Source organism: Glutamicibacter sp. NPDC087673 (genome assembly GCF_044743255.1).
Taxonomy (GTDB): domain Bacteria; phylum Actinomycetota; class Actinomycetes; order Actinomycetales; family Micrococcaceae; genus Glutamicibacter.
Window position 1 is genome coordinate 286816 of record NZ_JBIUWB010000005.1, and the last position, 17177, is coordinate 303992.

16 protein-coding genes, 1 pseudogene and 1 riboswitch are annotated in these 17177 nt (G+C 58.8%); of the genes and pseudogenes, 8 read left to right on the plus strand and 9 right to left on the minus strand.

All coding sequences use genetic code 11. The annotated features are described in order from the left end of the window. The first annotated feature begins 55 nt into the window (after nucleotides 1-55). Complete coding sequence (locus ACIOTL_RS13770; protein ID WP_388024657.1) at nucleotides 56-820, plus strand: ABC transporter permease; 765 nt, start codon at nucleotides 56-58, stop codon at nucleotides 818-820. Nucleotides 821-876: 56 nt separating this feature from the next. Beyond that, a complete protein-coding gene (acs, locus tag ACIOTL_RS13775; protein ID WP_400343145.1) occupies nucleotides 877-2838 on the plus strand; it encodes an acetate--CoA ligase in 1962 nt (653 codons plus the stop codon). 80 nt (nucleotides 2839-2918) lie between these two features. Here the strand turns inward: acs and ACIOTL_RS13780 are convergent, their stop codons facing one another. Then, nucleotides 2919-4790, minus strand: a complete 1872-nt coding sequence (locus ACIOTL_RS13780; protein ID WP_400343146.1) for a BCCT family transporter — start codon at nucleotides 4788-4790, stop codon at nucleotides 2919-2921. Between the two features lie 665 nt (nucleotides 4791-5455). Between ACIOTL_RS13780 and ACIOTL_RS13785 the strand changes: the two genes are divergently transcribed. Together ACIOTL_RS13785 and katG are read left to right on the plus strand one after the other, a co-directional pair. Beyond that, entirely contained in the window at nucleotides 5456-5884 is a 429-nt protein-coding gene (locus ACIOTL_RS13785) for a Fur family transcriptional regulator (protein WP_388024594.1), read from the plus strand. Nucleotides 5885-5987: 103 nt separating this feature from the next. Further along, on the plus strand, nucleotides 5988-8171 hold the full coding sequence (gene katG / locus ACIOTL_RS13790) for a catalase/peroxidase HPI (protein ID WP_105657950.1): 2184 nt from the start codon (nucleotides 5988-5990) through the stop codon (nucleotides 8169-8171). Between the two features lie 98 nt (nucleotides 8172-8269). Here the strand turns inward: katG and ACIOTL_RS13795 are convergent, their stop codons facing one another. From ACIOTL_RS13795 to ACIOTL_RS13805, 3 genes are all read right to left on the minus strand, one after another. Then, nucleotides 8270-8899, minus strand: coding sequence for a methylated-DNA--[protein]-cysteine S-methyltransferase (locus ACIOTL_RS13795; RefSeq protein WP_332488328.1), 630 nt, complete (start codon nucleotides 8897-8899; stop codon nucleotides 8270-8272). Beyond that, the gene (locus tag ACIOTL_RS13800) at nucleotides 8896-9393 is read right to left on the minus strand and encodes an RNA polymerase sigma factor (RefSeq protein WP_400343147.1); all 498 of its coding nucleotides are present in this window, start codon (nucleotides 9391-9393) and stop codon (nucleotides 8896-8898) included. The genes ACIOTL_RS13795 and ACIOTL_RS13800 overlap by 4 nt, the downstream gene beginning before the upstream one ends. Nucleotides 9394-9505: 112 nt before the next feature. Next, on the minus strand, nucleotides 9506-10066 hold the full coding sequence (locus tag ACIOTL_RS13805) for a histidine phosphatase family protein (RefSeq protein ID WP_400343149.1): 561 nt from the start codon (nucleotides 10064-10066) through the stop codon (nucleotides 9506-9508). Nucleotides 10067-10177: 111 nt separating this feature from the next. After that, nucleotides 10178-10272: riboswitch (SAM riboswitch) on the plus strand. 115 nt (nucleotides 10273-10387) lie between these two features. On the opposite strand from ACIOTL_RS13805, the gene ACIOTL_RS13810 reads away from it, so the two are divergent. The 3 genes from ACIOTL_RS13810 (at nucleotide 10388) to ACIOTL_RS13820 (ending at nucleotide 13069) form a co-directional block, all read left to right on the plus strand. Further along, nucleotides 10388-11761, plus strand: coding sequence for an O-acetylhomoserine aminocarboxypropyltransferase/cysteine synthase family protein (locus ACIOTL_RS13810; protein ID WP_400343151.1), 1374 nt, complete (start codon nucleotides 10388-10390; stop codon nucleotides 11759-11761). After that, complete coding sequence (locus tag ACIOTL_RS13815) at nucleotides 11761-12255, plus strand: CoA-binding protein (RefSeq protein WP_105657946.1); 495 nt, start codon at nucleotides 11761-11763, stop codon at nucleotides 12253-12255. The genes ACIOTL_RS13810 and ACIOTL_RS13815 overlap by 1 nt, the downstream gene beginning before the upstream one ends. Nucleotides 12256-12841: 586 nt before the next feature. Further along, on the plus strand, nucleotides 12842-13069 hold the full coding sequence (locus ACIOTL_RS13820; protein WP_146112981.1) for a hypothetical protein: 228 nt from the start codon (nucleotides 12842-12844) through the stop codon (nucleotides 13067-13069). A 44-nt stretch (nucleotides 13070-13113) separates the two neighbouring features. On the opposite strand, the gene ACIOTL_RS13825 is transcribed toward ACIOTL_RS13820, so the two are convergent. From ACIOTL_RS13825 to ACIOTL_RS13845, 5 genes and pseudogenes are all read right to left on the minus strand, one after another. Continuing rightward, nucleotides 13114-13377 carry a hypothetical protein gene (locus ACIOTL_RS13825; RefSeq protein WP_286134701.1) on the minus strand — a complete coding sequence of 88 codons (264 nt, stop codon included), beginning with the start codon at nucleotides 13375-13377 and terminating at the stop codon, nucleotides 13114-13116. 558 nt (nucleotides 13378-13935) lie between these two features. Next, nucleotides 13936-14247 carry an ATP-binding protein gene (locus ACIOTL_RS13830; protein ID WP_400343232.1) on the minus strand — a complete coding sequence of 104 codons (312 nt, stop codon included), beginning with the start codon at nucleotides 14245-14247 and terminating at the stop codon, nucleotides 13936-13938. Further along, the gene (locus ACIOTL_RS13835; RefSeq protein WP_105662623.1) at nucleotides 14217-14636 is read right to left on the minus strand and encodes a hypothetical protein; all 420 of its coding nucleotides are present in this window, start codon (nucleotides 14634-14636) and stop codon (nucleotides 14217-14219) included. Before ACIOTL_RS13835 ends, ACIOTL_RS13830 begins: the two co-directional genes overlap by 31 nt. A 33-nt stretch (nucleotides 14637-14669) precedes the next feature. Further along, nucleotides 14670-15386 carry an amidase domain-containing protein gene (locus tag ACIOTL_RS13840; RefSeq protein WP_400343153.1) on the minus strand — a complete coding sequence of 239 codons (717 nt, stop codon included), beginning with the start codon at nucleotides 15384-15386 and terminating at the stop codon, nucleotides 14670-14672. Nucleotides 15387-15412: 26 nt separating this feature from the next. Beyond that, nucleotides 15413-16488, minus strand: a pseudogene (locus tag ACIOTL_RS13845) (IS3 family transposase); the annotation flags it as partial. Nucleotides 16489-16599: 111 nt separating this feature from the next. On the opposite strand from ACIOTL_RS13845, the gene ACIOTL_RS13850 reads away from it, so the two are divergent. Next, complete coding sequence (locus ACIOTL_RS13850; RefSeq protein WP_105657939.1) at nucleotides 16600-17076, plus strand: GNAT family N-acetyltransferase; 477 nt, start codon at nucleotides 16600-16602, stop codon at nucleotides 17074-17076. Nucleotides 17077-17177 lie beyond the last annotated feature (101 nt).

Consider the following 17177-nt stretch of genomic DNA (forward strand, 5'->3'; position numbering starts at 1 on the left):
CACTAACGTGGCTGGAACCCGCGGAAGCCAAACACCTGCCAAGCAGAAGGCCAGCATGGCCGCAACGATCCTGCGTGCCCCGAAATGGCTGCTTGCGCTGGTCTTGCCGCTGACCACCCTGGCTGTGTGGCAATTTGTCACCGTTACCGGAATCGTTGCTCCGTGGACACTGCCAACTCCGGGTTCAGTGGTTTCTGCTGCCATTGAGCTCTTCCAGGATGGCGAACTCGGAAAGCACATCGGCATCTCCACTCAGCGTGTTCTTCTCGGTTTCGCCTTCGGATCATTGCTGGGCTTGGCGCTGGGTGCGCTTGTCGGGCTGTCCAAATTGGCAGATGCATTTCTGGGACTGAGCATCAGCGCCCTGCGTGCAGTCCCTTCCTTGGCTTGGGTTCCGCTGCTGGTGCTCTGGATGAAAATGGGTGAAGATTCCAAGGTCACACTCGTGATCATTGGTGCCTTCTTCCCGGTCTTTACCACCGTCGCCTTGGCGTTGCGCCATGTCGATGCCCACCTGGTCGAAGCAGCCCGCGCCTTCGGGTTGAAGGGACTGAAGCTGCTGCGCACCGTCCAGCTGCCCGCAGTGGTCCCTTCGATCTTCTCCGGACTGCGTTTGGCACTAGCCCAAGCTTGGCTCTTCCTGGTCGCAGCCGAACTCCTCGGCGCGTCAATGGGCCTTGGCTTCTTGCTCACCGACTCGCAGAACAACGGCCGATTGGACCGCCTAATCATGACCATCGTGCTGCTGGCCGTCTTTGGAAAGATCACCGATGCCCTGCTGTCGATAGCAGAACGTTGGGCTATCAAGCGCTGGACCTGAAACTGGACCAGCTAGTACCCGCTGACAAAACTACCCCTCACCAAAGAAAGTTTGCGATGACCACCGAATTGGCAACAACCTCAACTCAAGTTTCAGAGGCAGCACGCCAGGAATTCTGGGACGAAGCGGCGAACCTCTTGGATTGGGACACCCCGTGGCACACCACCAGCCGCATCATTCCGGCCGATCCGGATGCCAAGCGCGGACCGGAAATTTCTTGGTACCTCGGCGGCAAGCTGAACGCCGCAGTGAACTGCGCCGACCGCCATGTAGCTGCGGGACGCGGCCAGAAGGTCGCACTGTATTTCGAAGGCGAGCCCGGTGACCGGGTAGCCGTCACCTACAAGAATTTGCAGGAGCGGGTCTCCCAGGCAGCCAACGCCTTGGAATCCCTGGGTGTGGTGAAGGGCGACCGCGTGCTCATTTACCTGCCGGTGCTCATTGAAACAATTGTCATCACCTTGGCTTGCGCCCGCATCGGCGCCATCCATTCGCTGGTCTTCGGCGGGTTCTCCGCCGAGGCGCTGAGGTTCCGCGTGGAGGACACCAAGGCAAAGGTCCTGGTCACCACCGACGGCCAGTTCCGCCGCGGCACTTCGGTTCCGGTCAAAGGCAACGCCGATGCGGCCGTTGCCGGCGAGAACGAAATCGAAAAGGTCCTGGTTATCCGCCGCACCGGCGACGAAATCCTGTGGACCGAGGGCCGCGACATCTGGTGGCATGAGGTGGTTGATACCCAGTCCACCGAGCACCACGCGCAGGCATTCGATGCGGAAACACCGCTGTTCATCATGTACACCTCGGGAACCACCGGCCAGCCGAAGGGCTTGGTTCACACCACCGGCGGGTACCTGACGCAGGCGGCCGCCAGCTACAACCTCCTGTTCGCCAACCCGGACGAGTCCCAGCGCGCCAAGGACGTGCACTGGTGCACCGCCGACCTCGCCTGGGTCACCGCGCATACCTACGAGATCTATGGCCCGTTGGCCAATGGCGTCACCCAGGTAATCTACGAGGGCGTCCCCAACGCCCCGCACCCGGGCCGCCACTTCGAGGTCATTGAACGCTACAAGGTCACCAGCTACTACACCGCTCCCACCTTGGTCCGCTCGTTGATGGGCTGGTTCCCGGACGGCATCCCCGCTCAATACGATCTGTCCTCGGTGAAGATCGGCGGCACTGTGGGTGAAGCCGTCAATCCCGAGGCATGGAAATGGTTCCGCCAGCAGATCGGCCGGGACAGCGAAGCAGGACTGCCGATGGTTGACACCTGGTGGCAGTCCGAATCCGGCGCGACCGTGCTTTCCCCCCTGCCGACCGATGGACATTTCAAGCCAGGCTGCGCCGCACGCGCGCTGCCGGGCATCTCGGTGGACATTGTCGACGATGGCGGCCTGAGCGTGCCGGCCAACCAGCAGGGCAATATTGTCATCACGCGCACTGGCCCGTCGATGGCCCGTACCGTATGGGGCAACCCGACGCGCTACTACACCAGCTACTGGGAACAATACGTAGAGCAAGGCTGGTTCTTGGCTGGCGACGGTGCCCGCTTCGATGAGGACGGCGATATCTACATCCTGGGCCGCACCGACGACGTGATCAATATTTCCGGCCACCGGCTTTCCACCATTGAAATCGAATCGGCATTGGTCACCAACCCCGGCGTGGTGGAAGCCGGCGTCTGCCCCACCCCGGATTCCAAGACCGGACACGCTGCAACCGCCTTCGTGGTACCGCTGGACAAGACCCTGGTTGCCGAGTCGCCTGACGAGCAGCTCGTTGCACGGCAGGCCGAGTTCATTGCTGAACTCCGTGATACCGTCGCGGTGCAGATCGGCCCGATTGCCAAGCCGCGGGAAATCGTCTTGGTTCCAGATGTGCCCAAGACCCGTTCGGGCAAGATCATGCGCCGCCTGCTCACCCAGCTGTTCGAGGGCACCACGCTCGGCGACACAACGAGCCTGCAGAATGAGCCGTGCATTCCGGAGATCAACGCGATCTGCCGCGCGCGCGGCTAATCGCTGCTCCCAAGCCCCTTGGGGTTAAACAAATGAAGCTTCTTCCCCGGCTGGGGAAGAAGCTTCATTTGATTTGCCGGTTAGGAATCCCCGGCCGTTGGCTTCTGGCTCTGGCCATCGCCCGCGCTGCCCTTGCCGTCCTGCACCGGGTCAGCGGTGGCTTCGGTGGCGAAAAGCTTCACTTCGGAGGCCCTGCCCTCGGCCCTGACCAAAGGGATTTCGGTGGTCATCAAGCTGAACTGGCCACCCTCATGGCGGTCAACCGCCTGGCCCACGGACTGTTCCAGGACCTGTCGAGCCACCTTGCCGCGAAGCACCAGCGGATCCTTGCTCAGGTCCTTCCACAACGCCACGCAGAGCAGGAGCATCACAATCACGAATGGCAGCGCCGAAACAATAGTGATGTTCTTCAGCCCGGTCAATGCCTCCGCCGGATGATCGCCGCCAGCCAGCAGCATCACCGCGGCCACAGCGCCGGTGGCCACGCCCCAGAAGATCACGGCCTTCTTGGATGGCTCTTCAGCGCCGCGTTCGCTGAGCGCACCCATCACGATCGAGGCCGAGTCTGCGCCGGTCACGAAGAAGATCGCAATCAGCAGCACGGTGACGACCATCAGCACGGTAGCCATCCAGCCCGACAGCGGGAGGCTGCCAAGCATGTCGAAGAGGATCAAATCGAAGTTGATGTCTGGTGCGCCATCAACAATGCTGGCCAGCTTTTCCCCGGTTTCCCCGGCGCGTTCAGCGCGTTCCTGAATACCGATGGCGCCGCCGCCGAAGATTGCGAACCAAATCAGGGTGACACTGGATGGAACAAGCAGCACGCCGGTAACGAACTGGCGAATAGTGCGGCCACGGGAAATGCGGGCGATGAACAAGCCGACGAATGGGCTCCAGGAGATCCACCATGCCCAGTAGAAGACAGTCCACGAGGACAGCCAATCAGACATTGCACCGTCGCCGGCGGCCGTACGCGAGGCCATCTCTGGCAAGTCGCCGATGAAAGCGCCAATGGCATCGGGAATGACGTTCAGGATGAACAGAGTTGGGCCGCCAATGAAAACGATCAATGCGATGATCAGTGCCAATACCATGTTGGTGTTGGACAACCACTGGATACCGCGCTCGATACCGGAAACGGCAGAAGCGACAAACAATGCGGTCAGAATGCCAATGATGATAACCAGAACGCCGGAACCGACCTTCTCCATCATCCCGGTGGCCTGGATGCCGCCGCCAATCTGCAATGCGCCCAGACCCAGCGAACAAGCCGAACCGAAGAGGGTGGCGATGATGGCCAGGATATTGATGGTGCGCCCGCCCCAACCATGGATGGCCCGGTCGCCGAAGATCGAGCTGAACATGGCTGAGAACAGCTGGGGGCGTCCCAGCCGGAAGCTGCCGTACGCCATGCCCAAGCCAACGATGGCGTACATGGCCCATGGGAATAAGGTCCAGTGGAAGAGCGTGGTGCCCATAGCGGTGCTCAATGCATCACTGGTGGAACCTTCCACCGTTCCCGGAGGAGGCGACATGTAGAAGTACAGCGGCTCGCCCACGCCGTAGAAGACCAAGCCGATGCCCATGCCGGTTGCGAACATCATCGAGATCCACGAGACCGTGGAGAACTTTGGCGTCTCGCCGTCCTTGCCCAGCGGGATGCGTCCAAAGTTCTTGGCCGCTACGACGATGGCGAAGACCGCGAAAACCGCGGCAGCAATGACAAAAAGCCAGCCAGTGTTGGTGATAACCCAGTCAAGGGCCGCGCTGGAGGCCTTGCCCAGCCCTTCGGGGCTAGCGAAACCCCAAATGATAAAGGCCAGCGCTAGAGCGCCGGCGATTCCGAATACCCAGTAATCCGTACCGGAAAGTGAGTACTTCTTAGGTCGTCTGTGACGAACTGAATGCAGTTCCTCAACGAGGTCGCCGATTGATTGATCCGTCTGCTTCATTGCGGTCTTCCTTCACTGGTGAGATCCCGTGGATAAGATCCGGGCGGAATCTGCCGAGCCATCGCCTCTCGAGTAAACGATCGCCATGCAGTGTGATTGATTGCGAATTGCTTTTCGGGTGTCGGTCCACTGTGTCTAAATCTCGCGTTGGAGCAGCCTGAAAGAAACGACTATTCTCCGCTAATATCCCGCGAATTATTCCTGCGAGTTGACTCGATTTAGCACGATTTTGACACGATAAATCCCAAAATGGGCCTTTTCCAGCATGGTCGACATCTCATCAAGGGTCAAATCAGATCCTTGATTTCTCGCCGTTTCCGGATCTTCAGCACCCCGGGATCACATTGTTTACGCTGGCAGCGCCATCCATGTGAGCTTCCTCGCCCCACAGGGTTTTTCGCTCCCCGAACCCGTGGAATCATCAATTGGACCGCAATATTTCCCAAGATAAAACCACGCACTATTCGCTTTCTTATTTCGGGTGAAATGTCTGCGATTTCGTAATTTCCCTCCCCCAGAAGCACATCACGCTTGAACATGCATCATACGGAATACTTACTAATGAAGCACCGATTCAACCAGTCAGCTGGAGTCCACCCACTTTTAACGCGAAATACACTGGAACTTATCTTGACTGATTCAAAATAAGCAGGCATGCTGGGTACATGACATCACAGGCAGGGATCGAGCAGGTGCTGAAGGCGGCATCGATGCGGGTCACGCAACCGCGCGTTGCGGTACTTTCCGCCGTCGCGGCGCACCCGCACGCGGATACCGAAACCATCATTTCGGCTGTCCGTGAAGATCACCCCAATGTGTCGCACCAAGCTGTCTACGATTCACTCAGGCTCTTCACGAAACTGGGTGTCATTCGGCAGATACAGCCACAGGGCCATACCGCCCGCTATGAAGCCCGCGTTGGCGACAATCACCACCATGTGGTGTGCCGCCAGTGCGGAACGCTGGCGGACGTCGACTGCGCTGTCGGCGGCGCCCCGTGCCTGCATGCTTCCAATGACCACGGGTTCAGCATTGATGAAGCCGAAGTGATCTATTGGGGCACCTGCCCGGATTGCCAGGCTGCGAACGCATAGTTGCTGTCTAAGTAAACCCCTAGATTTGCCATCGTCATCAGCGCAGCTGCTGTGCGATGGATAAAACCAGATAAACCCTAAACAATCCGGAAGGAAAGAGCACATGTCTGAGATGACTGCAGGTCAGTGCCCAGTAGTTGGCGGCGCGGGTCGAATTCACCCTACCCAGGGCAATGCCAACACCGAATGGTGGCCGAATAAGCTGAATCTGAGGATTCTGGCCAAGAACCAGCAGGTTTCCAACCCGCTGGACGAGAACTTCGACTACATTGAAGCCTTCAATGCCCTCGACTTGTCGGCAGTAAAAGCCGACCTGACCGAAATCATGACCCAGTCGCACGACTGGTGGCCAGCAGACTTCGGCCACTACGGCCCGTTCTTCATCCGCATGGCTTGGCACTCCGCAGGCACCTACCGCTCGCACGACGGCCGCGGCGGCGGCGGCGCAGGCCAGCAGCGCTTCGCTCCGCTGAACTCGTGGCCTGACAACGTTTCGCTGGACAAGGCTCGCCGCCTGCTGTGGCCAGTGAAGAAGAAGTACGGCCAGTCGATTTCCTGGGCCGACCTTATCCTGCTGGCTGGAAACGTGGCTCTGGAAGACATGGGCTTCGAGACCTTCGGTTTCGCCGGCGGCCGCAAGGACGTTTGGGAAGCAGATGACGATGTCTACTGGGGCCCGGAAAAGGTCTGGCTGGACAGCGAACGCTACACCGGCAAGCGAGACCTGGATGCTCCTCTGGCAGCAGTGCAGATGGGCCTGATCTACGTGAATCCTGAGGGTCCTGACGGAAATCCGGATCCGCTGGCCTCGGCCGTAGACATCCGCGAAACCTTCCGCCGCATGGGCATGAACGACGAGGAGACCGTCGCGCTGATCGCCGGTGGCCACACCTTCGGCAAGACCCACGGCGCGCATGCCGATGACAAGATCGGCCCGGATCCAGAAGCAGCTCCGCTTGAAATGCAGGGACTGGGCTGGAAGAACGGCCACGGCACCGGCAAGGGCGCGGACACCGTGTCCTCGGGTCTTGAAGTCACCTGGACCTACCACCCAACCCGCTGGGACAACGAGTTCTTCCACATCCTCTTCGCCTACGAATGGGAACTGTTCGAATCCCCAGCAGGCGCCAAGCAGTGGCGCCCGGTCAACAATGGCGGAGCCGGCTTGGTCCAGCCTGCATTCGAGACCTTGGAACACCGCGAGCCACGCATGCTTACCAGCGACCTGGCCCTGCGCTTCGACCCGGTCTACGGCCCGATCTCCAAGAACTTCAAGGAGAACCCAGACCAGTTCGCAGACGCCTTCGCCCGCGCATGGTTCAAGCTGACCCACCGCGACATGGGCCCGAAGTCCCGCTACTTCGGCCCAGAGGTTCCTGCTGAGGACCTGCTCTGGCAGGATCCACTGCCAGCAGCTCCGCAGACCACCTTGGGTGCAACTGAAGTTGCCGCACTTAAAGCCCTGATCAACGATTCGGGACTGACCGTCCAGCAGCTGGTATCCACGGCTTGGAAGGCCGCTTCGACCTTCCGCACCTCGGATAAGCGCGGCGGCGTTAACGGCGGCCGCATCCGCCTGGAACCACAGGTCTCCTGGAGCGTGAACCAGCCTGAGCAGCTCAAGCCGGTAATTGCCAAGCTGGAAGAGATTGTTGACAACTTCAACGCCACTTCCGGGATCAAGGCTTCCTTCGCGGACGTCGTTGTCCTAGCCGGCAACGTCGGAGTCGAGCAGGCAGCCCTGGCAGCTGGCCAGCAGGTCGAGGTTCCATTCACCCCGGGCCGCGTAGACGCAACCCAGGAGCAAACCGACGTTGACCAGTTCGCATGGCTGGAACCAGTTTCCGACGGATTCCGCAACTACGACTCGGGCTTCGTCAAGCTGCCTAGCGAGTACTTGCTGATCGACCGCGCGAATCTGCTGGGCCTCTCGGCACCGGAAGCGACCGTACTGCTCGGTGGACTGCGCGTCATCGGCAATAACTGGGACGGTTCCAACTTGGGCGTCTTCACCGACACCCCAGGCGCGTTGACCAACGACTTCTTCGCGAACCTGCTGGAGCTGGGGTTGGAATGGACCCCATCCGCTGACGAGCAGACCTACACCACCACCGATGGCCGCTGGACCGGCAGCCGCGTGGATCTGGTGTTCGGTGCCAACTCCGAGCTGCGTGCACTGGCCGAGGTTTACGCTTCGGATGATGCCAAGGAGAAGTTCGTCAATGACTTCGCCTCCGCTTGGGCCAAGCTCATGGACGCAGATCGCTTCGAACTGCGCAGCAAGTAGCAGCTGCTGGGCCGCGAGCCCGTAGCAATTAGTGCTGGGCTGCTGCTTCCCGCAAGGGAGGCAGCAGCCCAGCACTTGTTTCATGCGGGAACTGCCCGTCAGAACAGCGTCGCGGCGCCGCTGGCGAAGTCCGGGTTCTCCAGCTTCAGCAGCTCGGACTTGGCTTCCAAGCCTCCCAGGTAGCCGCCCAATGAACCATCGGTGCGCAGCACCCGATGGCAGGGCAGCACGATGGGAATCGGGTTGGTGGCGCAGGCTGAACCGACGGCCCGCACCGCCTTCGGCTTGCCGATCTGCTGCGCCAGCTGGGCGTAGCTCAGGGTACGCCCGTAATCGATATGACCCAGTTCCAGCTGCACCTGGCGGCGGAACTCGGTGGAGAGCTGCAAGTCCACCGGAAGATCGAAGCCATGCCGCTGGCCCGCGAAATACTCATCCAGCTGCCGGACGGCACCATCCAAGCTCGACTTGTCGCGCAGGATCCGCGGGCTGAGCCTTTCCGAGAGCACCTCCAGAATCCGGTCATGGCCTTCGGATTCAAAAGCGACCCGGACCAGCCCGGCATCGGTACTGGCCAGCAGCAAGGCCCCCACGGGGCTATCGACCACGCGATAGGCAACATCAACAAGTTCCCGTGCACGGGCCCGTTCAACGAGCCGGTCCTGCAGCGAGTCGAGGACTTGCGCTTCAGCGGCCGTAGCCTGCTGCCGATAATTTTTTCCGTTCATGGCTGCTCCCGCCATAGTTCTTGGTCATCCATCCGGGCCCGCAGATTCTTGATCCCATCGGCGCCCGAACGCCGGGCGGCAGCTTCGGTGCCGGAAAGGATTCCGGCAATTTGCGCGTAGCTCATTCCGCCCAGGTAGCGGTAGGCCACCACCTGCCGCTGCTTGCCAGGAAGCTGGTTCACCTCATGCCACAGCTGCAGGTTTTCCAACTGCAGATCCGGCCGTTGGGCCGATGGGGCCAGGCTGTCCACGTCTTGGCCGATGAGGATTTCCGGCTTGTTCCTGCGCAACTCGTCAATGGCTTTGTTCCGGGCAATACGCACTAGCCATGCCAGGACATTGGCGTCCTCCGGCAGTTGCGGGTACGCCTTGAGCGCGGCAAGGAACGTTTCGGACCAGGCGTCTTGCGCGCGATGCTCATCAAGCAGGGCACGGCAAACGCGCAGGATGTTGAGTCCATAGTCCTGGACTATCCGCTCGAACGGTGCTTGCATGGCTCTCCTGGAATTTTGCGCCTTCATGGCTTCTCACCATGTAAACGTACGAGGAGACCATTTTGTGAGGCGTGAACGAAAAAAATTCCTTCACGCAGATACCCATGGATTCCTAGAATGCCACCAGATCCAATTCGCTGGCGATCTGCTCAAGGCGGATCAAGTCCAGGTGGAGCATTTCGCCATTTTCCACGCCTTGGGGATCCGTGGTTCCGGCCAATGCGTCGCGGATGGTGCGCATGGTGGCCCCATGGCTGACAATCATGACCTTGCGCCCGGCATGCCTGCTGGCCAAGTCCAGCAGCGCTGGCACCGCACGGCTCAAGATCTGGGCACGCGGCTCACGCAGGTCCTTGGCAGCAGCCGATTCCGCTCCGCTGACCTCGGCCATGATCCGGCCTTCCAGCGGGCCGAAGCCGCGTTCAATGAGTTCCGGAACGGCGTTCCCCGTCTCGGCCCCGATCTGCTGGGCAATCAGCGCGGCAGTTTCCCGGGCACGTTCCAAGGGCGAAGCAAGTACCAGCGACCAGTTCTGGCCGATCAGCTGGCGCCCGACCTCGCGAGCTTGCTCGCGCCCGGTGTCGTTCAACGGGATATCGGTACGCCCCTGCAGGCGCCCTGCAAGGTTCCAATCGGTCTGCCCGTGTCGCACCAGTGCCAGCGAAGTATCCATGGCTCCAGCCTAACCGGGGTAACAGGTATCGAAGAATCTCCGGCATTACGTCCAATACGCAACGTTACGACTCATAGTTGGGTCAAGAACGGTCATGTTGCGAAGATTATTACACCATCCCGAGCGGTTGAGAGATCTGGTTCGATGACGCCGCAGCAACCTGCCACATCCGGTGGTTACGGTGCTACCGCCAGAAACGATGCAGCCGCCTACCCGTTGGACCACAGCAGGAAGCGACATTGATTCCGGGATTCCTGCCTCGATCGCGGCCCGCCCTACGGTGCCCGCGAAACCCCAATCGACAAGGAGTCGTAAGCCACCATGGCAGATCACAAGTTTGGATTCCGCACCCGCGCATTGCATGCCGGAGGCACCCCCGATGCCGAGCATGGCTCACGCGCAGTGCCGATCTACCAGACCACTTCGTTCGTCTTCAAGGACGCCGACGATGCGGCCAACCTCTTTGCCCTGCAGAAGTACGGCAACATCTACTCGCGTATCGGCAACCCGACCGTAGCGGCTTTCGAAGAGCGCATGGCTTCGCTGGAAGGCGGCATCGGAGCGGTAGCCACCGGCTCGGGCATGGCCGCGGAATTCGTCACCTTCGCGGCCTTGGCCCAGTCAGGCGACCACATTGTGGCTTCTTCGAAGCTCTATGGCGGCACCATCACCCAGCTCGATGTCTCGCTGCGCCGCTTCGGCATCAACACCACTTTCATCGACTCCAATGATCCCGCCGACTTCGAAGCGGCGATCCAGGAAAACACCAAGGCCGTCTACACCGAGGTGGTGGCCAACCCGTCCGGCGACATCGCTGACCTGAAGGGCCTGGCCGAGGTGGCGCACCGCCACAATCTCCCGCTGGTAGTCGATTCGACGCTCACTCCCCCGTACATCCTGCGCCCTATCGAGCACGGCGCGGACATCGTGATCCACTCGGCCACCAAGTTCATCGGCGGGCACGGCACCACCCTGGGCGGCGTGGTCATCGAGTCGGGCAAGTTCAACTGGGGCAATGGCAAGTTCCCCACCATGACCGAACCGGTTGCCAGCTACGGCAACGTCTCCTGGTGGGACAACTTCGGCGAGTACGGCTTCCTGACCAAGCTGCGCAGCGAACAGCTGCGCGACTTCGGACCGGCTCTGCCGGCCCAGTCCGCATTCCAATTGCTGCAGGGCCTGGAGACCTTGCCGCAGCGCATGGACAACCACCTGTCCAACGCGAAGCAGGTCGCTGCCTGGTTGCAGGCCGATGAGCGTGTGACCTACGTGAACTATGCCGGCCTGGAATCCCACCCGCAGCACGCGCAGGCCAAGGAGCTGCTGCCCATGGGCGTCGGCTCGGTCTTCAGCTTCGGAGTGAAGGGCGGGCGCGAAGCCGGCTCGAAGTTCATCGAAGCCCTGCAGCTGGCCAGCCACCTGGCCAACATCGGCGATGCCCGCACCCTGGTGCTGCACCCGGCCTCCACCACCCACCAGCAGCTGAGCGCCGAGCAGCTGGTCTCCGCTGGCGTGCCAGAAGATCTGATCCGGCTGTCGGTAGGACTGGAAGATGTCGAGGACATCCTCTGGGATCTGGACCAGGCGCTGGCCGCTTCGCAGGAAGCGATTGCCGCTTCCGCCGCAGGGTTCGAGGCTCCGGCCTATGATGGTTCCGCCTGCGCATTGCCAACCGCTTCGAAGGGAGCAATCTAATGACTGCCGTTGATACCGCTTGGGAAGGCCCTGGAGCCGCACAGCGCCTGGAGATCCTGCGCGACACCAAGTCCATCGCCATTGTCGGTGCCTCGAACAAGCCATCGCGCGCCAGCTATTTCGTGGCTACCTACCTGCTCTCCTCCTCCAAGTACAAGGTGTATTTCATCAACCCGGTACTCGATGAGATCCTGGGCCAGCCGGTGTACAAGTCGCTGGCCGATCTGCCGGAGACCCCGGACCTGGTCGAGGTTTTCCGCAAGCACGATGACCTGCCTACCGTGCTGGACGAGGCCCTGGCCGTAGGCGCGAAGACCCTGTGGCTGCAGCTGGGATCCTGGCATGAGGAAGTGGCCCGGCGCGCCGAGGCCGCGGGCATGAATGTGGTCATGGACCGCTGCGTGAAGATCGAGCACGCCCGCTTCCACGGCGGCCTGCGCCTGGCTGGATTCAATACCGGCGTCATTTCCTCCAAGCGCCAGGTACTTGCCTAGGGAGTCCAAGATTCCAGGAAATGGGTGCATGCAACGTTGCGTTGCATGCACCCATTTTTCTGCGGCAATTCCCCGGAATCGGCCGGTTTGGTCAACGACGCTGAACTTTTGCACGGAGCATTCCGAAGGAAGAACAAGACCTCTGACGAACCATGGTCGACGCAATTGGCCCACGGCATGCCGTGGGTGTGGCCCCGAAGTGCTCGACGCGTTCAATCACAGATCGAAAAATCTGCAAACCACAGCACTGCAACGCAAGGCCAAACGACCCAACCCTAAAACAGGCAGAGAGAATCGATTTCGATTCGCTACGAGCGCGAACGAAAGAAGAAAAATCCCGCCCGCACTGCTATATGAAAACTCAATTCCCCTGGCCCGAGAACATTCCAGCATCTCGCAATAGCATTGCGCCGCACCCTCAATGCTGCACGGAGTTGAAATTTCTCTGGGCGAGGATTCCCTCTGCGGCACCCAGCTAAGAGGCATCGGAGACAGTACTCTGGGTTGACGCACTATTCAGAATTCTCCGGAAGCAGAAGCTTCCTTGGAAGTGCGCCAGTTGACTGGAGATACGAAGGAGCAGACAGTGGATGCAAATCGAAGAACCCTATGGTCCGTGGCCCTCGGGATGAGCTTGACTGCCTTGGTATGCAGCGGGATTGCCCTGTATTCTACGGGGGTCATCATGGATGAGAACAACCTGGACTCATGGCCTGCCCCGGCTCTTTGGGTGGTGGCGATTGTTGGTGTCGTGGGGCTGCTGATTAGCTTGCCCGGCTGGTTTGCTACCAAGGAAACCAAAAAGGCTTCCTAGCTGTTGCTCCCCTTGTCCATAATCGGAGCGTTCTGCCGGACGGCCTAGTTCTTTTGACCAGTTACGTCGCCTTCCACGTAGGTGGTGTATCCGCACAACTTCCCGGTTTCATCGGTCGTCTTCGTCGCGGCGAAGATGATGTAAGGCCAGGATCCCAGGTCCCATCCGTCGCGTCCCCACCCTGGAACTTCGTACCACCCGGTACCGGCCAGCGATTCCATCCAGTCATACATTTCGCCGTACATGTCGCGCTCGACAGTTGCCGGGACGGTAACGGTTTCGCGGCTGTCTTTGGTCGTGGTCTGCATAGGTTTTTGCATCCTTTCGCTTCACGGAAAGTGGGGCAGATTGCCAGCCTCCCGTCGAAGCCCTCCCCCGGTTGTTTTTCTGCCTGCTGGCGAAAAGAAATGAAGCGGGGCCAGCCGGAAACCCATCAACCCGTCAGGGGTGCGCAATCCACGAAAATCTTGGGCCGAAAGAAGCGACGAAGGAGCGCGGACCAAGAATTTCTGGTGGAGCACGCCCGAAGCGCAGCGAGTGGCTTGTGGGTTTGGAGGTGGCCCGTACACTCCGAAGGACAGCAGCAAAAACAGGAAAAGACCGGACGAAGTCCGGGCCACCAACCGGACACGCCAGCGGACGCCCGACACACCCTGGAGACGAGCTTGCGAGGACCCAGGGTGTTCAACGGGACGAGAACCTCATGGCATACCTAGCCTGCGTCTAACGTCCACGACTATCCTGAACGGGGAATGCTCGCATGTTCAGAACCCACAGCGGGATTTGTAGCCAAAGTTTATCAACGCTAACTGAAAATTGACCCCCTACCGCCAATCGAAAATTGACCCCTCCACACCCAATTTGTTCTATACCTGCTCAGCGTTGCGCAGCAGATCCTGACGGTTCTTCACCCGATATGAATCCCCAGCCAAAGACAACACCTCCGCATGATGAACCAAACGATCAAGCATCGCCGAAGCAACAACATCATTACCGAAAACCTCACCCCACCGGCCGAAAGGCATATTCGAGGTCACCAGCACCGACCCCTGCTCATATCGATGAGCAATCAGCTGAATGGACGCAGACCCTGAATGAGATTCAGGGTCTACGTCCTTATCGCGGGGCTTGATAATACGGTAGTGACTCAGTAGTTTTCGCCAAATACTATTCGCGATCCTTTGCCAACGTCCATGAACGTAAGGTCCACGGACTTATCAGGCTGATCAGCATACACATGGTAGAAGTGTGCTGGACCGCCGCGCTCGAACTCGACCATCGTGAAGTTGGATGAGGTGACTTCTACCGAATCCATGTCGGTCTTCAGCGCAGCTAGCTGTGTGTTCATGACTGTTTCGTCTAATTTGTCCATGATCACTGAACACGCTTTGTCATGGTCAGTTGTTTCTGCAGCCTCAAGTAGTACTCGAACTGCTTCCTGTGGATCGCTGACGGGTTTTCCTCCGTCACAAGCCTGCTTCCTATCGGCTGAACACCCTGCTGCCGAAAGAGCTAGCGGAAACAGCAGTAGTGGGGCAATAATCTTTGAGATGCGTTTTTCGTACACAAATGACCTTTGCAAATCGAATGAGCTGTACGACTAGATCCTATGCGCGTACCAAGTTACATTCAGTGGTTTCAGCTGAGTGAAGGGCTTATTCAAAGTAGCGTTGCTGTGGTACGAGAGGTATGGGACACCATTGATTTTCTTAGTGGTCACCATGGTGTGCGTCATATTCTTAATCTTGGCACCGTTCGTTTTGTACTGAAGGATATCTCCAGGAACGAGGCTGTAGACACTGGCAAGACGTGAAGCCCGCTTTGATTCATTCCGGGCAAAACGATAGAAATTTTCAGCACCGCTCCAAGTCCAGCTGGTCATGACACCATTGCCAAACCATTTCGAGTTGCTCTTGTAGTAGCCTTCAATTTTCTTCCATCCACCTGCATAAAGCGCTTGGGAAGCGAAATTAGTACAGTCGTAGCCGTGCCTCTTATAGGCAGGATTGTACGACTTAGCCCACTTGATTGCGTAGTTTGCAACTTTCGTCTTGTTGGACGAACTAAGCTTTGAAGCCGCCATTTCGGCGACGTTCAGGGGGAGAGGATTGATTAATGCCCCACTGTCCTCCTCGCTGCCAGGGACAGTGGGGTCAACTTCGATTTCCTCTTCTTCGGTAGTTAGAGCTAGTGCCGCAGACTGCGAGACAAGATACTCATCATCCTTCACTACGATGTTTTGGATCTTGCCAGTGTCGTCGATTGTTAGCTCATAAGGGATGAGCTCGCTCCTGAGCTGGTCAAGTTTTTGGGACACGAACTTTGATCTTTTTGTACATTTCCTCAAGCCGTCAAAGCTAGAGGATCCCTTTCCTGATACGAGTCCAGAACCGCCTGGGGGCTAACTCCGCCATTTGCCGTATACGGGCGCTTCCGGTTGTACCAAACCGCGATGCACTCCTTCACTGCGGCACACGCAGCCACCCTGCTGCTGAAGAACCTGTGGTGGAACATTTCCTTCTTGATCGTCCAGAAGGCTGACTCGGCGACGGAATTATCCCAGGGACACCCCGGCGCGTCCCGTCGACTACTGCACCCTGTGCGCAGCACACCACCTCTGGAACGCGCCGAGGTACATTGGGGCCTCGGTCTGAATGGAACACACTACCAAACTGGATGAACGCCTGCGACGCAGCAAGCCCCCTCGCGTCAATGGCCAACTACGTTTACATGTTCTTACCCATTGACCAGCCCACGATCTGTCGCGAATTCAAATCGATCACCGTCGCCAAATACAACCAGCCTTCACCGGCGCGCAGGCAGGCAATATCGCCTAACAGTTTCGCCGCAAGCCGCGAGGAGCGGAAGTCACGCATGCCGAGATTGTCGACCCTATGGTTTTCTATACGCACCGTCCGGGATTGGCGCTCACGCACGGTCGTGGTTTTGAAGGCGCTCATCCGCCTGGCCCGGATTCTCAGCTCTTTCATGAGCGACATCACCGTGGATGTCGAGAGGTCTTCCTCATGGTTTTTGCGGATCAAATCCACTGATTGTCCGCCACCGGCGACCTGGTTGGACGCCTCACACTCGTCCTGGAGCAGTTTCGTGCGGTGTGCTCGCAGGACTTAGGCTTCGCTCAGCTCTTGGCAGGCGTTCAGACATCGGTAGTGACTGCCCCTGGAATTCTGGGTTTCCTGCCCATCCAGTTCACTGGATACTCGCCTATGTGGGCTTCGATGAAGTCTAAGACCGCGCTTACTCCTTACTGTTCGAGGCGCGATAGGCGCCGACAACTTTTATGAAGCCGTTCTCCCGTTTCACCTTCAACAGTTCTTTGCGCAGGTTCTCGTTGTGGACCGTTTCACTGGGCCGTGTTCTTCGGTTTCCGCTATGGGACGCTCGGCGCGGTCGGCGCGGGATTCTGAGCGCTCATTGACCTCTATTTGAAATAAGAGCGCCATAGGTAGGTCTAGTACTGTTTAATGCATTTAAGAGTTTTTTAAATTTACGACATCGAAAGGCTTTGGATGTCGCGCTCACAATCAATTACCCTGCGTCCATTTCGCAGCGCAGACACCGAATTCTTTGCCAGCATGGCCTCGGATGAACGTGTAGCTCGTTTTATTGGGTATGGGGAGCCATGGGACCGGCAAACCATCAACGCCTGCGTTAAGCAATCCCTCCAACATGAACCACTCGACACTGTGGGGGGCTCTCGATGGTTCCTAGCTACTGAAGCAAATGCAGCAGTGGGCCTCGTGTTTTGCACCCGGCAGGAAAGTTGCGTGGAGGTCGGTTACTGGGTATCTCCAGATCAATGGGGGCGAGGAGTTGGTGGAGCCGTGCTCGATAGCACCCTGATTTCAATTCCCAAGATATACGGAATTACGAAATTCAGTGCCCGCGTAGCTCCGGCTAACACTGCTTCAACCCGACTGCTCACCAGTCGAGGATTCAGACTGGAAAAACGTGATGACATGCTTGAGTACTACACACTGGAATAGCCTTCTGTGGGTAACCGAACGCAGCCTAGATTCCTGATTGAACCAGTTGGGGGTGAAATGTATTTGGTTTAGTAGCCGATCCGTAGAATTTTGGCACGCGA

Bases quoted from the DNA above. Each gene is read 5' to 3' on its own strand.
- ACIOTL_RS13770 (WP_388024657.1), top strand. From the start codon at position 56: ATGGCCGCAACGATCCTGCGTGCCCCGAAATGGCTGCTTGCGCTGGTC.
- katG (WP_105657950.1), top strand. From the start codon at position 5,988: ATGTCTGAGATGACTGCAGGTCAGTGCCCAGTAGTTGGCGGCGCGGGT.
- ACIOTL_RS13815 (WP_105657946.1), top strand. From the start codon at position 11,761: ATGACTGCCGTTGATACCGCTTGGGAAGGCCCTGGAGCCGCACAGCGC.
- ACIOTL_RS13795 (WP_332488328.1), bottom strand. From the start codon at position 8,899: ATGAACGGAAAAAATTATCGGCAGCAGGCTACGGCCGCTGAAGCGCAA.
- ACIOTL_RS13825 (WP_286134701.1), bottom strand. From the start codon at position 13,377: ATGCAGACCACGACCAAAGACAGCCGCGAAACCGTTACCGTCCCGGCA.
- ACIOTL_RS13850 (WP_105657939.1), top strand. From the start codon at position 16,600: ATGTCGCGCTCACAATCAATTACCCTGCGTCCATTTCGCAGCGCAGAC.
- ACIOTL_RS13785 (WP_388024594.1), top strand. From the start codon at position 5,456: ATGACATCACAGGCAGGGATCGAGCAGGTGCTGAAGGCGGCATCGATG.
- ACIOTL_RS13805 (WP_400343149.1), bottom strand. From the start codon at position 10,066: ATGGATACTTCGCTGGCACTGGTGCGACACGGGCAGACCGATTGGAAC.
- ACIOTL_RS13780 (WP_400343146.1), bottom strand. From the start codon at position 4,790: ATGAAGCAGACGGATCAATCAATCGGCGACCTCGTTGAGGAACTGCAT.
- ACIOTL_RS13800 (WP_400343147.1), bottom strand. From the start codon at position 9,393: ATGCAAGCACCGTTCGAGCGGATAGTCCAGGACTATGGACTCAACATC.
- ACIOTL_RS13810 (WP_400343151.1), top strand. From the start codon at position 10,388: ATGGCAGATCACAAGTTTGGATTCCGCACCCGCGCATTGCATGCCGGA.
- acs (WP_400343145.1), top strand. From the start codon at position 877: ATGACCACCGAATTGGCAACAACCTCAACTCAAGTTTCAGAGGCAGCA.